This is a genomic window from Vibrio taketomensis (assembly GCF_009938165.1).
Lineage (GTDB): Bacteria > Pseudomonadota > Gammaproteobacteria > Enterobacterales > Vibrionaceae > Vibrio > Vibrio taketomensis.
This window is the reverse complement of sequence record NZ_AP019650.1, coordinates 1,071,988-1,086,675: the sequence shown is the minus strand read 5'-3', so window position 1 is coordinate 1,086,675 and position 14,688 is coordinate 1,071,988. Positions and strand designations below refer to the sequence as shown.

Genomic DNA, 14,688 nt, shown 5'->3' with positions numbered 1-14,688 from the left:
GTTGGTATTTGAATGATGCAAAAATCCACGAGTCTTCGTGTAAAGCAGTCAATTTGCAAATCAATAGCGGAAAGTGAGCTACGCCTACTAACCCTGTATATCCAAAAAAATAAAAGTGAAATGGACGACAGGCTTAGATTTCCATGATGGCGTAAACTCCAAATGAGGTGATGGCGAGATAGTAAGCGTTTTTGATTGGTGTGGTCAAGTAACGAACAATGGTGTTCTTATCAGATACAGAGACTGATCCCACTCCGACGAGAATCGCGTCGTTTATCCCGATGCTTAGGCCATCCTTTCTATGTTCTCGACGAGATAGTCAATCAACAATCTTACGCGCATTGGTAAGTATTCTCTGGATGAATAATAACCCCAGATAGTGGTCGGTTCTCCCCAAAATGGCTGCAAAATAGGTCTAATAGCGCCACTGGCGATCTCATCTCGAAACATCCAACTACCGAGCATGGAAATTCCAGCGCCTGCGAGCGTGGCGTTTTTCGCTGCAGCGAAATTATTGACGATTAAGTTGCCACTCGGAGTGAGTAACTTCGCATGATCATTTTCTTTGATACGCCAATTATGAAAACGTCCCGTCGTGAGAGAACGAACGGGAATGCAACGGTGGTTAGCCAGCTCCGCAATGGTTGAGGGTTCCCCAAATTGGTCAAGGTATGCAGGCGATGCGTATATACCGATATCTTGAACAAGTAACGGTCGGGCCACTAAGCGGGAGTCTTGGTTGATCGCGACCCCAATTCCCAAATCAAACCCATGCTCAACAAGATCCACGTTACGATCATCAAAGTGCAGATCACAGGTTATTTTGGGGTAGAGCGCCATAAACTCGAGGATAAGAGGGAGAATATGCTCTTGACCAATCGAACTGGCTGGTAAGTTGATTTTAATCGTGCCGCCGGCACTTTGAGTGGCATCGGATATTTGCTCAATAGTGTTTTGAATTAACGCCATTGAGGGTGACAAAATATCAACGAGTTGCTGACCTGTTTGCGTCAGACTTAACGAGTGTGAGGAGCGAAAGAACAGTTTCACTTGCCAGTCATCTTCTAATTTGGTGATGGCTTTACTTACCGCAGGGGCAGAAATACCAAGTGCTCGAGCTGCACTGGCAAAGCTGCCACTTTTGGCAACTTGAATAAAAATGGGTAATTGGCTTGGCAGTGATTTCATTAACTTTTGGTTATGTTAACTGTAAGTAAATGCACACTACAAGTTAACAATGGTTTGGTCAATACTATGGTCAAGCAAGCAAAGATTATTCAATTACTGGAGAAGGCACATGAATGTATTAGTTGTTTACTGGCACCCTGAACCACAGAGTTTTAATGGCGCTATGTTCCAGCGTACTGTTGAGACATTGAAAAGTGCTGGGCATGAGGTAAAAACGTCGGATTTGCATGCGATGAATTTCAATCCAGTTTCTGGTCGACACAATTTTACTCAAACTCAAGATACAGAATTCTTCAAACAACAGCTTGAAGAAATGCATGCCGCAGAACATGACGGCTTTTCTGTCGACATTGAAGCAGAAATAGAAAAGCTTGAGTGGAGTGATTTGGTTATTTTCCAATTCCCGTTGTGGTGGTTTGGTTTACCCGCGATGTTGAAGGGTTGGGTTGACCGAGTTTTTGCCATGGGGCGAGTGTATGGCGGCGGCCGTTTTTATGAAAATGGTGTCTTTAAAGGCAAAAAAGCTATGTTAAGTGTCACGATGGGCGGGCCAGAAGAAATCTATGTCAAAGATGGTTGGAACGGCGATCTTGATGCGATTTTACGCCCCATTCATCGAGGAATATTGGAGTTTACGGGTTTCTCCGTGCTCGCTCCACAGAAAGTGTTTGGTCCAGCACGTATGTCTGAACAACAGCGAGTCGATGAGTTGACGCGTTATGGTGAACGTCTAAAAACCATATTCTCTGAGTCAGCCATTGAAGTAGGGCAGTATTGATATTGCCTCGTTGATATAAATTGAAACACGGCAAGAGGTAGTGATGAATACGATCAACTATGCGGCTAACATTTTGCGTGATTGGGGTGTGTCTGAAAATACAGTCAATACCTTAGTGGCGAGTCAGTTGGACTTGGATCAAGCCAAACATATCATCGCGATTGAAGAGTGTTTGCAATTGCTCTATCCAGATTTGAATGCCAAAAGGCAATTTCTTAAAACGGCGAGCAAAAGCGTTTTCTTTCACGGCCGCAAACCACTCGATGTCATCACCTCTGGCCAATTGTCTGAGGTTGAAGAGGCGCATCAAATCATTCGTAGTATGTTATGTATCTAACTGAGTGCACTTGGAGTAAATGCATGCAAACGCTGAATGTTAACAAGGGTAAGTAAGCAAACACTTACACTTGGACTCTATATTGCTTTGGTGCCCTCTGGTAGGCGGCTCGAAATTTTTTACCAAAGTAGGCTGAGCAATTAAAACCACTCTGCTGAGCAACATCGGTAATTGGCAGGTTGGTTTCAAGCAGTAGCGACGAAGCGTGACGCAGGCGATAGTTAAGCAAGTAGCCATTTGGGGTGGAATGTAGGGCGGTGCGAAATAGGCGAAAACATTCACTGGCGCTGATGTTGGCAGATTGACCAATGGCTTGAACGGAAATGTCTTCAGTAAAATGACAATGGATAAATTGCAACATGGTCTGAATGCGTTTTTCTTTCGTCGGTGAGACCTGCTTTACTACCAATAAATTTGGCTGGTTTTCGCAAAGTAGTTGCCAGCATTGCATGAGTGATTGAGTGAGGATTAACTCATAGCCCGGTCGAGTGTGTTGCCAAGCGACGAATGCTTGCTTAAGGATAGAAATAACCTGTTGTTGCCATTCAACACTTGCTGAAAATTTGAAAAACGTAAACTCAGCGTTGTGAATAATCGGTGAGACATACTTTTGATAGATGCGGCTAAAGTGCGCTCCACCGAGCAGTTTAGGATCAAAGACCACATTGAGAATATGACAATCCTCTGCAGATTCATTGGTTAACTTGTGCAGGGCTCCGGAGTTAACTAAGATTACATCGCCTTGTGTGACAACGTCACTTGAGCCGATGCATTCCAATTTAGTAGCACCCGCGACGACGAGTACAATCTCAATTTCTTGATGCCAATGCCAAGGCACTTCACCGTTGAGAAATTCAGAAAATTTTTCATCATATACCGCACAAGGAAAGTCATTGGAGCCATGCACAGTGAGCTCTTTTCCTTGCTCATCGGTTTTAATGTGATAAATCTGCATATCTGCATTCTGATAGGATCGTTATATTTCTGAGCAGTATAGCCATATTTTATCAAGAATTTAGCAGTATCTTACCTATTCTTTTGATTAACTCTCATTTTACGTATGTTGCTACTTGTCATTATCTATTTGGCGTTTATCAGCTTAGGCTTGCCTGATGCTGTGCTTGGTTCCTCTTGGCCGGTGATCAGTAAAGATCTCAATGCCAGCCTTGAATTTGCTGGGGTGGTATCAATTGTGATCACCTCTGGTACCGTCATTTCTAGCTTATTAGCGACCAAAGTTATCGACCGTTTTGGTACTGGGAAAGTTGTTGCTGTCAGTGTGGTGATGACCGCGATTGCGCTACTTGGTTTTAGCTTCTCAAACTACGTGTTAGCGCTAATTTTGTTAGCGATTCCTTTAGGGTTAGGCGCGGGGGCTGTCGATGCGGCGTTAAACAATTTTGTCGCGTTGCATTACCAAGCGAAACACATGAACTACCTGCATTCATTCTGGGGCGTAGGCGCGACTGCCGGGCCTTTAGTAATGGCCACCTATCTAACATTAGAGGGCGGTTGGCGCTATGGTTATGCGACACTGGCAGCGCTGCAGTTTGTGCTGGTGGTGGCATTGTTTGCAACTTTGCCATTGTGGAAAAAAGGCACCTTTACTACCCATACAGGAGATGATGATCAAGAATCATTATCGCTGCTCTCTAATCGTCAAGCGCTGAAAATTGAGGGTGTTAAGAAGCAGCTGATCCTATTTGGTTGTTACTGTTCGTTAGAGGCGGGTACAGGTCTTTGGGCGGCAAGTTATTTAACCGTGATTAAAGGTGTATCCGCGGTCGATGCTGCATTTTGGACTGCTGTCTACTATCTAGGTATTACCGTGGGTCGTTTTATTTGTGGTGTGTTGGCATCACGAGTGAAAGAAGAACATCTCATCCGTTTTGGGGTTGTAACCATTTTAGTTGGGGTGTTGGTATTACTCGTGCCTGTTTCAACCACGATAAACCAAATGGCACTGCTACTGATTGGCTTAGGTTGTGCGCCAATTTATCCCAACACGATTCACCTAACACCAAAACGGTTTGGTAAGCAGGCCTCACAAGCGGTAATTGGCTTATCGATGGCTACGGCTTATACCGGCGTTACGCTTGTTCCGCCAATGATAGGCTTGTTAATGGGTAACGTTTCGTTTGCTCTATTCCCTTATTTATTAGTCGTTATGAGCGTTTTGATGATTGTCATGAGTGAGCGTTTAGTTCGTCAGCATCAAGCGCAAATAAAACTCGCAAAACAACAAGGATAATTTATGACAGTGTCTGGCGGTGGTGCATTGAGTCAATCAACAATGACTCAACATATTGGTGATTTGGTATTGAGTACTGAGCAAATTGAAGCCGGAGTTGAGAAGGTTGCGCACATGCTCAATCAAACTTTTTCTCAGGCGGTCATTATCAGTGTTGTTCCTGGTGGAATTCTGTTTACAGCAGACTTAGTTCGTAAGCTGAACTTTGATATTGAGATCGACTACATTTCCTGCCCACATACTCCGGGTGATCGCAACAATATGTCGCAGATTGTCTACCACAGTAATATTGATGTTACCGGCAAAGATGTGATTGTGATTGATGATGCGATTGAATCAGGTGGCACGATGAAACGTCTCATCGAGCACTTGGCGACCAACTACGCAGTGAAGTCTCTCTCTATCGCGACCTTGTTTGTTAAACCCGGCCGAGTGGATATTCCGGTCACACAATATTTTGCTTACGAAATGCCAAATGATGACTTACTAGTAGGTTATGGTTTGCCGTGGCAAGACAAGCTAAGAAACGTGCCTTACGTTTCTAAGCTAGTGAAATAATCCGATTTACCAAAGTGGCTGAGCTTAAAGGTCTCCCCGACCATGTTGTTTATGCTCCTGAAAGGCGAAATACCATGCTTGACCACTTTGGTGTCGATTTTTAGCGTTTTCTTGTCTTTACCGTGATTGGTTATGTGAGCTCAGAGTGACTCAATTGCAGCAAGATATTTTAAACTCGCCGCTTTCGCAGCATCGTTAATCATAACGTCTTCATTTTCGCGCAATTCCAAGTAGATCGTGACGCAATGTTCAAGGGCGCTCAATAATGCGGCTTTCTCAGGTAGAGCGACAGTTTTCAGCAGCTTCTCGGCAAATAACGGCAGTCTTTTCTCAAGAGTGCGCACACCTGAAGGGGTTAACCCTGCTTGTTGTAGCGCCAGTGGTGAAAGAACGTTTTGGCGTAAGAACGAAAGAAACTCCAGAGCTTCGAAGTATTCACCACGAGCGATTTTTGTTGCGGCGTAATGGGTCCAAATCCAAAAACGATCTTCAATCCATTTTGGGTTTGGTTGAGGGTAGTGAGGTTTGGCCGTCGCAAATACATCGCTGAGCATAGTGCCACGTTGCCAAACAACTTGCGTGTCATCAACACGCGTGGCGGCATCTGGCAAAGAGACAAACTTAAAGTCTACATGCACCAAATCACTGCCAGCAAATAGCGATATAATCAGGCGTGGCTCACCCACATGCTCACCGGTAAAAGCAGCCAGCATGGCATCAAATTGATTTAAGATCGTAAAGCGTTCTGCCATTACCTGCGGGTAGTGCTCAGGTTCGATCGCAATCACAATATCAAGATCACTGAATTGATCCATGGTGTTAGAAGCATAAGAGCCGCTACAACCCAGCCCGCAAATACGAGAGTCTTGAGATAGCGTCGCAATAATGTGTTCAAGTACGGTTTGATGAGCCGCTGGAAGTGAAGTTGGGAATTTCATATTTTACCTTTCTTTATTTGATTAAAGCTGCTGCAACAGCTAGTGCGGTAAAATTAACGCAGCATTATAGAATCGTGTTTTTATTCTTTTTTGTCAATCATTTTGAGCGTGAATCCTGCATCTTGAAGTCACTTGAGTATAAAACTATCTCAGCTCTTCAAGTCGAGCGACAAACTGCTTGGGTGTCAGTGCTCTTTGTTTCTTAAACATACGATTAAAGCTCGCAACGTTTTGATAGCCTAAGCGCTGAGAAACTTCTTCAATACTTACGCCTTTATCCAGCAGGCCAACTGCAATATTACTCAATACATAAGCCGTGATACTGGTGAAGTTCATACCGATTGTATGTAGGCGGCGTTGAAATTGTTGAGGCGATAAACCAACTAAACTGGAAACACGTTCGACGGTTGGAAAACCATAGTGACAACTGTAATTCAGCACTTCATACAGTGCTTTTACTTCATCGCCAGCTTCCGGCATGTTTAGAAACTCATCCAATTCGGCGAAGCTCATCGCCAGTGGTGCGGCACTGCTGCGCAAATTTGATTGAGTTGTAAGACGTAAATCAGCAGGGAACCATACCTCAGTTTTTGAATGGTTCCAGCCGATATCGCAACCGAAATATTCTTCATACCGTGCTCGATTGTCGCGATTTCCAGGCAACATCAGGCGCATTGGAACAAAATCATCGCCCACATAATGTCGAATCACTTTGCACATAAAAATCGCGGCACGAACGCCATCATGAGCTTTGTTGTTAATGTCAATAAACGGGTTTTGATAAGCCCATTTAATGATGCGTCCACTTTGTGAGGCAGCAAGATACGCGCCTGACTGAAGGCTCGCAATGCCATAGTTTAAGCGGCGAATCGCAGAGGCGAGATCGATACCTGAAAACAGCCAACGAGCGATGGGGCCTAAATTGTGTGGGCGTATACCGGCTGCAACCTCCAAGATGATATCAGGATTCTTGGTTTGAATTTCTAGCTGTTGATACCAACGGTTAGCCTCTGACATTGGGATTAATGCCATAGGATTGACCAAGACAGAGTCAGCGATAGCCAAAGAATTCTCAGGCAATTGATAGCGTTGCTGCACTTGAAAGTGAATATTTCTTAGCCCTAGGGCACGTATAAATCGAACATTGTTCATAACAATTTAAATCAATATTTAGCTCAATTTGATTGAATCTGTTATACAACAAGACATTTTTAAAATCTAGATCACAATCCTCTAGCGACAACTTAGAGGAGCCTTACATGAGTCTAGTTAGCGTGCCATTTGTTGGTACCGGAGCAGACACTGCACTACACATCTTTGCGACCATCGTTTTGGTCGGCACTATTGGTGCTGCCGCTTACGGCTTTTGGCGTTTTCATGAATTGCCAATTAATAAAGCCCATAGCAAAGACCACCATCAGATAGGTTTAATAACCGCTCTCACATGGATCGGTTTTATTTGGCATTGGGTCTGGGTGTTGGCGGTGATATTAGCTTTTGTTGATATGGACAAAGCGATTATCAATTTCCGAGACACTTGGCGTCATGGTAGCAACGACAGTAAAAAGAATGAGGATGCATCATGTTAGAAGGCTTGGCGATTTGGGCTCTGTTTATTTACTTGCTGCGTTTCGTCGGCATGCCTTGGAACAAGTTCACTAAAGCATTCGCGTATTTGGGTGGGACGGGTTGGCTATTGTTTGTTTGGGTTGGCCTGATTAACTACACGCCAATGGATCTTTCGGGCGGCTCAGTTGTGCAATCTCCGCACATTCAATTACGACCAGATTCGACCAATGTGAAAGGCAAAGTGACGGCGATTCATGTTGAGCCCAATCAGCAACTCACCAAAGGTCAGCTGATTTATGAAATTGATGATACGCAATACCAAATTGCTTTGCGCCAAGCTGAGGTCGCTCAGCATGCAGCTCAGGTGGCGCTAGATGTGGCGATTCAAGACGTGGATGTCGCCAAAGCGAATTACGAGTCGATTAAACAAGATTTGCAGACCAGCCGAGCACAATTAGCCACAGCACAAGCTGACTATAAATTGCAGTTGAATACACTGAATCGCTATCAAAAGCAGAATCAGATGGTAAATAACACCATCACTGAGAGCGATATGGAGAAACAACAAACCACGGTGATCAAAGCCGAGCATTCTATCGAAACGATTGAATCACAAATTGCCACCAAGCAAGTGGAAGTTGAAAAAGCCAATTTAGCGATAAATAAAGCAAAGCTGAATATCGAGAGCCGTAGAAGCGATCTTCACACAGCAGAGCAGAAAGTGGCAAAAGCGCAGTGGGACCTAGACAGTACCAAAGTGTATGCGCCTGCTGATGGTTTTGTGACCAACTTTATTTTGCGTGAAGGGCAGCGAGTATCCATGATGCCAAGATTGCAGATGTATACCGATGAAAAGTATGTACTGATGCGAGTCAATCATCAGGCAATACGTAACATTAAGCCTGGTCAGGCAGCGGAATTTTCATCATCAGTGTATCCGGGCAAGATTTTCTCAGCGCACGTAGAGGGTATTGTTGAAGCGACGGGTGAATCACAAAGTAACTTGCTTGGCGTTGACCAATCTGTACGTGCAACGACGGGGAAAAACCTGCAAAACAAACATCACTTTGTTCGCCTGAAAATTGATGAACCTGAGGGTTACGATATTCCCGTTGGGTCGGTGGGGCTTGCTTGGGTAAGTGCGGAAAAACCGATTGGTTTTTTGGCTTTTCTCGACGTGATACGTGGCATCATCATTCGAATGAAGTCCCAGCTTTACTTCTTCTATTCGATTTAATGGAATAAACAAAACTGATGGCTCAGCTTAGGCTGAGCCTTTTTGTATGAAATTTGTCGACGCCTTTAACGAGCATTTGAATTTACTCACAGTTTCAATAAGTTTCATATCAAACAAACAAGAATGGACTAACTTTATAAAAGGAAACCATTTTATGGAGAAAAGGCAGTGTCTTGTACGAAAACACATTCACATAACGAGCATGCACACGGTAAAGACTGCGGTCATACTGCAATCCGCCATGGTGATCATATTGATTATCTCGTGGATGGTGTATTGCATCACCCTCATGGCGACCATTGTGATGAACACGTGATAGAAGCGAGTGAAGTCAACCCGAATGCGTGTAATCCGGTACACACATGCCAAGGGCATGTGCATGGACCTGGTTGTGGGCACGAGGCGATTCAACATGGTGACCACATCGATTACATCGTTGATGGCCGTTTGCATCATCAACATGGCGAACATTGTGATGATCATGGCCCAATAGAAGTCGCGTGATTACTTAGAATAGACAGCGACCAATGAATTGAATCAAGAAAAAGCAGTCGGTATTAAAGTAAAAAAGCCACATAAAGTGGCTTTTTTGGTTTGATTGTCGACTAACGTGATACCACACCCGTTTTAACCACAAACTCGCGTGATTCTTGAGGTGCCAAGTAAAGCAGTGTGCCGTTATTTTTAGCGGCGGTGAAGCCTTCAGGACGGCAAGTGGCCGGTAATACGTAGGCGCCCACGGATTGGTCAGCATTGTATAGGATCCAACGCGTGGCATAGTTGAATTGCGCTGTATCAAATTCAGTCACCAGCTTGTGCTGTTCAGAGACTGCCATCTCAAATTGCGCAATTTGAGTATGCTCCGAAAGCTTATCCATAAAGTAGACAATCTCAGGATCGTACATCTCTGCGTGCTCAAGCACTTCAATGGCAGGCGACGCTTTTAGAGTCTCATTGTAATCAAGCCATTGCGGTGTTGGCTTGACGTGATTTGGAATCGATTCACGAAGCTTAATCACATCGCTAGGAATATTTTGTGCAAACGTCGCTTGGTCAAAGTAGGCGGCATTCATATGACACATGTATTGCAATGGCATAGGCTGAGCACCTAAGTTGGTGACGTGCATTTTGATTTCAAATGTGCTTTGTTCAGCGTTTAAATGGAGGCTAGGCTTCGCAACATAGTGGTCACCAAAGCCCATTACGTATTCGTAACTACCCCATAAGGTGATACTCTCGTCGTTGATTTCAAGCCAAGCGCTATCCATTGTTGCACATGCCATTTCACCATGCAGAGGGTGGTCATCTTCTGGTCCCGGGCAACCATTACGCAGCAAGCCCGAATGGAAAGAGAAACAGCCGTACGTTTCAACAATGCTATTAGCAGGCTTTGGCTCTGAGAACATGTTTTTCATACACATGTCGATACCTAAAAACTCGGCATCCCAAATCATTTGTCCCATAAATGGCAATACAACAAGTTTGCCTTTTGCGTTTTTGATTTCTAATGCTTGTACGCCGGAGTTATACACAAAACTCGACACCTCAAATTGCTCAGAATGCAAAATGGTGGTTTTTGCGGTTTTAAATTGATCTTTGTACAAAGGAATTGTGAACATAATAACATCTCGCAAAAGGCCGCCTTTAAGGCGGCCGAGGGATTTATACCGTGGCAGTAACAACAGGTTTATTTTGTGCTTTGAATTTCATCTCACTAACGAAGTAGTAAGCGACGACACCAAAGCAGACGAAGTTAACCATGAATGACATTTGTAGGCCGACCATATCAGCGACAAGGCCTTGGATTGCAGGCACACATGCTGCACCAACGATAGCCATTACGATAACCGCACCGGCCGTTTCCGTGTATTTGTTATCGACAGTTTGTAGTGTTGCTGCGTAGATGGTTGCCCAACAAGGGCCGAACAGAAGCGATACAACGATTGCCATCCATACCGCAGAGAAGTTAGGTACAAACGAGACATAGACTAAGCAAAGCATGCCAAGCAACGAGTACGCGATCAGCACTTTCTCTTGAGCGAATTTGGTCATTAATACGTTGGCAATAAATTTACCGATAAAGAATCCCATGAATGAGAAGATGAGGTACGTTGATGCATCACGCTCGTTAAGGTTACCCATTTCTAGCGCAAGTCGAATAGTGAAACTCCATACCGCTACTTGCATACCCACGTAGAACCATTGTGCAACGATGCCTTTTTTGAAGCGTGCGTTGGTTGAAAGGTACTTTAGTGTTTCGCCAACCGATGGCGCTTGTTTGGTATGGTCTGTTTTTACCTTACATTTCGGGAATGCAGTCAGTGCGAACAATGATGCTACGCCAAGCAATACAAAGATCATGTATTTGTACGGCTTAAGTGTGTGTTGAAGCATTTCTAGTTTGAACGCATGCAATTGTTCAGCGTTCATCACCGCCATTTGTTCTTCCAAGCTTGCACCGTCTTGGAACACTAAGTATTTACCTAAAAGGATGCCCGCAATCGCGCCAATAGGGTAGAACGTTTGTGAAATGTTTAGGCGTAGCGTGGCTCTAGAAGGCTCACCAATCATTGAAGAGTAGGTGTTAGCGGCGGTTTCTAGGAATGACAGGCCGATTGCAATTGAGAAAATTGCCGCTAGGAACATGGTGTAAGTTGCCATAGTCGAAGCAGGGTAGAACAATGAGCAACCAACAATGTATAGCGATAGGCCCGCTAAAATGGTCATTTTGTAGGAGGTTTTCTTGATCACCAATGATGCTGGAATAGCAATCAAGAAGTAACCGCCATAAAAGGCAGATTGCACCAATGCACTGGCGAAGTTAGACAGTTCAAACACCGATTTGAACTGAGTAATAAGGATATCGTTTAGGGATGCCGCAGCACCCCATAACGGGAATAAACACGATAAAAGGATAAATTGGAAATAAGGAGTTTTATCTAAATATCCATCATCGCGCTGTGTAGTATTATGTTTTATCAGCATTTTAGATCACTCTCGTAGGGTTAGAGGTTTGAATTAATTTGCGTGTTTTTCAGCAAATTCGTTAAATTGTTCAATGCTTGGGTAAGAGAATTGAGTTCCTTTCTCGGTTACGCTCATCGCAGCAAACATAGAGGCTTTTTTCATAGAGAATTCGACGTCACCGCTTTGTACAAAGTAATGAGAGAAACAACCAATGAAGGCATCGCCGGCACCGGAAGTATCAATCGCATCGACTTTGATTGGGTCAACAAGTAGCTCGGAACCATCTTTGGTTAACCATAGAGAACCGCGCGCACCTAGCGTCACGATGATGTTGCTTAGGCCTCTATCGAGCAGAACTTTGGCGGCATCGCGAATCTCTTCAATCGTATCTACCGGTTTACCAACCAAAATTTCTAGCTCGGTTTCATTTGGAATGAAGAAGTCACAGCGACATGCGTATTCGATATCGAGTTCAGGAACCGCAGGCGCTGGGTTTAGTAGCACTTTGATATTGTGTTTATTGGCAAACTCAATCGCGTAGTAAACGGTTTCTAAAGGCACTTCTAGTTGTAGGACGATCAGTTCTACTTTCTTAAGTGTTTCTGCTGCTTTATCAATGTCTGCTGGTTTTAAGAACTCATTGGCACCTTTGATGATCAAAATCGAGTTCTGAGAAGATGGGTTAACAAAAATTGGCGCAACACCGCTTGATGTATGGAGTACTTTTTGTACGTATTTGGTATCAATACCGTAAGATTGGAAGTTACGAATGGTGTTGTCAGCAAACATGTCATCACCAACTTTACTTACCATCACAACGCTAGAGCCCAGTTTGGCGGCCGCTACCGCTTGGTTAGCACCTTTACCACCACAGCCCATACGAAACGATGGTGCTTCGAGAGTTTCCCCTTCTTTTGGCATGCGATGAGTGTAAGAGATTAGGTCGACCATATTAGAGCCGATAACAGCAATAGATTTCATAATGCACCTTGTTATAATCACAACATTAAGCGTTTGCTTGATGTCTTTTCGTTAGCTTGTGAACATATAATACTCACAAATAGCAAATTGGATGCGATGAAAATCACATATCGTTGTTATGATAATCACAAAATGAGCGAATTCTTGTTTTGATCACAAATATTAATGTTAGGATTATAACAAATCTAATTACTTAAACTTGAGGTATAACAACATGATTCATTCACTAATTGACCACACTTTGCTACTCCCAACGGCAACAGAAGAACAAATCACAACGTTGTGTAATGAGGCTATCGAGCATTCGTTTTTCTCGGTATGTGTGAACCCAACTTATATTGCGACTTGTGCGGATCTGCTAAAGAATAGTGACGTCAAAGTATGCACGGTGATTGGCTTTCCGTTGGGTGCCAATACAGCGGCAGTGAAAGTATTTGAAACGCAAAATGCGATTGAAAATGGCGCGGATGAGATTGATATGGTTATCAATGTTGGTCATGCATTGAATGGAAAGTGGAATGAGATCGAAAAAGAAATCTCAGCGATCAAAACTGCTTGCCAAGGTCGCTTGCTAAAAGTTATTTTTGAAACATGCCTGTTAACGGATGAACAAATTACTAAGCTATGTGAAATCAGCAAACTAGCGGGGGCTGATTTTGTGAAAACCTCAACAGGTTTTAGCACGGGTGGTGCGACGGAAGCCCACATTCGCCTGATGCGCACCAACGTAGGTAGCGAGATGGGTGTGAAAGCGTCCGGCGGGGTACGAACGCAAGCCATTGCACAAGCGATGATTGATGCTGGTGCATCACGTATTGGTACCAGCGCTGGTGTTTCGATTGTGAATGGCACTGAAGCAAAAAGCGGTTATTAACAAATAAGGAATGCCCGTTTGTCGGGCATTATTAATATGGTCTCAAAACAATTAGAGCGTTTACGACGCATTTCATCTTGTCTTGATCACATGGATAAAATTCATCTGCGAGAAATTGCTCGATTGCTCGAAGTTTCCGAGATGACGATTCGTAGAGATATTAACTCTCCAGCTGCAGGTAGTTTCAACCTCGAATCCTATGGCGGCTTTGTGCGTAAATCGATTGAAGAGGCCAGCGAAGATAGTGTTTTAAAGCCCGTTAAGCAAAATATCGAGCCTGAAGAGATTTCTTTGTGCCACATTGCTGCCAAGCAGGTGCATAACGATGACATGGTATTTTTTGATAATAGCGATTATAACAACGAGATAATCTCGGCTATCGATAAAAGTATTACCTTTACAGGTGTTACCTTTTCACTTACCACTTTCCTTGAGCTTAAAACTAAGCCCAACTGCAATGCGGTTTTGCTTGGTGGTAACTACGACCCAACTGCTGACGTATTTAAAACCGATACACCACCTAGCTGGTTTGAATCGATCATCTTCACCAAATTATTTATCACGCCTGATGGCGTGCATCATGATTTTGGTGTGACGTTTAAAGACAGTTATTGTGCATCGATGTTCAATGAGGTGATGAAGCGTTCGATTGAGAAATACTTGATTTGCCCCAAAACTACGTTAGATAGCATCTCTTCCTATAGTATTGGCTTCACTCATTTTGATTTCATGATTGCATCAGAATCACCATCAAAACTGATTGATACTTTGGCATCGAGTAAGATTGCTTTGATTTTGGCGCAAGACTAATCGATAGCATATGGAATGTAAAAAGCCGCTTTTCAAGCGGCTTTTTCATGTTTTATCTCTGTCCGTTAACTGACATGGCAACGGCAAATAGTGCAGCGATATTCGCGCAATTCTGGTGATTGAGAATTGGAGTTATACATCATGTTCGCGAGCATTTCTCTGATCCGAAAAGACATGGAGGCTTTGTGAGCATCGATTTC

Annotated in this window: 16 protein-coding genes; 9 read left to right on the top strand and 7 right to left on the bottom strand. The window is 43.8% G+C overall.

Annotation, left to right across the window (positions count from 1 at the left end):
* Positions 1-285: 285 nt before the first annotated feature.
* Positions 286-1,188, bottom strand: coding sequence for a LysR family transcriptional regulator (locus Vt282_RS18750; protein ID WP_162064376.1), 903 nt, complete (start codon positions 1,186-1,188; stop codon positions 286-288).
* Positions 1,189-1,297: 109 nt separating this feature from the next.
* On the opposite strand from Vt282_RS18750, the gene Vt282_RS18745 reads away from it, so the two are divergent.
* Both Vt282_RS18745 and Vt282_RS18740 read left to right on the top strand, forming a co-directional pair.
* Positions 1,298-1,966 (top strand): NAD(P)H-dependent oxidoreductase, encoded by a 669-nt coding sequence (locus Vt282_RS18745; protein ID WP_162064375.1) that lies wholly within the window; start codon positions 1,298-1,300, stop codon positions 1,964-1,966.
* Between the two features lie 43 nt (positions 1,967-2,009).
* Complete coding sequence (locus Vt282_RS18740; protein WP_162048425.1) at positions 2,010-2,303, top strand: hypothetical protein; 294 nt, start codon at positions 2,010-2,012, stop codon at positions 2,301-2,303.
* A 64-nt stretch (positions 2,304-2,367) separates the two neighbouring features.
* Here the strand turns inward: Vt282_RS18740 and Vt282_RS18735 are convergent, their stop codons facing one another.
* Positions 2,368-3,258 carry an AraC family transcriptional regulator gene (locus Vt282_RS18735; RefSeq protein WP_162064374.1) on the bottom strand — a complete coding sequence of 297 codons (891 nt, stop codon included), beginning with the start codon at positions 3,256-3,258 and terminating at the stop codon, positions 2,368-2,370.
* A gap of 105 nt (positions 3,259-3,363) precedes the next feature.
* Between Vt282_RS18735 and Vt282_RS18730 the strand changes: the two genes are divergently transcribed.
* Both Vt282_RS18730 and Vt282_RS18725 read left to right on the top strand, forming a co-directional pair.
* Positions 3,364-4,554 carry an MFS transporter gene (locus Vt282_RS18730; RefSeq protein ID WP_162064373.1) on the top strand — a complete coding sequence of 397 codons (1,191 nt, stop codon included), beginning with the start codon at positions 3,364-3,366 and terminating at the stop codon, positions 4,552-4,554.
* A 3-nt stretch (positions 4,555-4,557) separates the two neighbouring features.
* A complete protein-coding gene (locus tag Vt282_RS18725; protein WP_232055207.1) occupies positions 4,558-5,112 on the top strand; it encodes a phosphoribosyltransferase in 555 nt (184 codons plus the stop codon).
* A 140-nt stretch (positions 5,113-5,252) separates the two neighbouring features.
* On the opposite strand, the gene Vt282_RS18720 is transcribed toward Vt282_RS18725, so the two are convergent.
* Together Vt282_RS18720 and Vt282_RS18715 are read right to left on the bottom strand one after the other, a co-directional pair.
* Positions 5,253-6,050, bottom strand: a complete 798-nt coding sequence (locus tag Vt282_RS18720; protein WP_162064372.1) for an aminoglycoside 6-adenylyltransferase — start codon at positions 6,048-6,050, stop codon at positions 5,253-5,255.
* A 144-nt stretch (positions 6,051-6,194) separates the two neighbouring features.
* Entirely contained in the window at positions 6,195-7,202 is a 1,008-nt protein-coding gene (locus Vt282_RS18715) for an AraC family transcriptional regulator (protein WP_162064371.1), read from the bottom strand.
* A 107-nt stretch (positions 7,203-7,309) separates the two neighbouring features.
* On the opposite strand from Vt282_RS18715, the gene Vt282_RS18710 reads away from it, so the two are divergent.
* The 3 genes from Vt282_RS18710 to Vt282_RS18700 all read left to right on the top strand — a co-directional run bounded on the left by Vt282_RS18710 (position 7,310) and on the right by Vt282_RS18700 (position 9,360).
* Positions 7,310-7,639, top strand: a complete 330-nt coding sequence (locus tag Vt282_RS18710) for an MFS transporter (RefSeq protein WP_162048421.1) — start codon at positions 7,310-7,312, stop codon at positions 7,637-7,639.
* Positions 7,633-8,856 carry an HlyD family secretion protein gene (locus Vt282_RS18705; RefSeq protein ID WP_162064370.1) on the top strand — a complete coding sequence of 408 codons (1,224 nt, stop codon included), beginning with the start codon at positions 7,633-7,635 and terminating at the stop codon, positions 8,854-8,856. The genes Vt282_RS18710 and Vt282_RS18705 overlap by 7 nt, the downstream gene beginning before the upstream one ends.
* Before the next feature lie 168 nt (positions 8,857-9,024).
* Positions 9,025-9,360 (top strand): hypothetical protein, encoded by a 336-nt coding sequence (locus Vt282_RS18700; RefSeq protein WP_162064369.1) that lies wholly within the window; start codon positions 9,025-9,027, stop codon positions 9,358-9,360.
* Between the two features lie 101 nt (positions 9,361-9,461).
* On the opposite strand, the gene Vt282_RS18695 is transcribed toward Vt282_RS18700, so the two are convergent.
* The 3 genes from Vt282_RS18695 to rbsK are packed head-to-tail and all read right to left on the bottom strand — an operon-like array spanning position 9,462 to position 12,804.
* Positions 9,462-10,475, bottom strand: a complete 1,014-nt coding sequence (locus Vt282_RS18695; protein ID WP_162064368.1) for an aldose 1-epimerase family protein — start codon at positions 10,473-10,475, stop codon at positions 9,462-9,464.
* 43 nt (positions 10,476-10,518) lie between these two features.
* Positions 10,519-11,841, bottom strand: a complete 1,323-nt coding sequence (fucP, locus tag Vt282_RS18690; RefSeq protein WP_162064367.1) for an L-fucose:H+ symporter permease — start codon at positions 11,839-11,841, stop codon at positions 10,519-10,521.
* A gap of 33 nt (positions 11,842-11,874) precedes the next feature.
* Positions 11,875-12,804, bottom strand: coding sequence for a ribokinase (rbsK, locus tag Vt282_RS18685; RefSeq protein ID WP_162064366.1), 930 nt, complete (start codon positions 12,802-12,804; stop codon positions 11,875-11,877).
* Positions 12,805-13,018: 214 nt separating this feature from the next.
* Between rbsK and deoC the strand changes: the two genes are divergently transcribed.
* Entirely contained in the window at positions 13,019-13,678 is a 660-nt protein-coding gene (deoC, locus tag Vt282_RS18680) for a deoxyribose-phosphate aldolase (protein WP_162064365.1), read from the top strand.
* An 18-nt stretch (positions 13,679-13,696) separates the two neighbouring features.
* Positions 13,697-14,488, top strand: coding sequence for a DeoR family transcriptional regulator (locus tag Vt282_RS18675; RefSeq protein ID WP_162064364.1), 792 nt, complete (start codon positions 13,697-13,699; stop codon positions 14,486-14,488).
* The last annotated feature ends 200 nt before the right edge of the window (positions 14,489-14,688 follow it).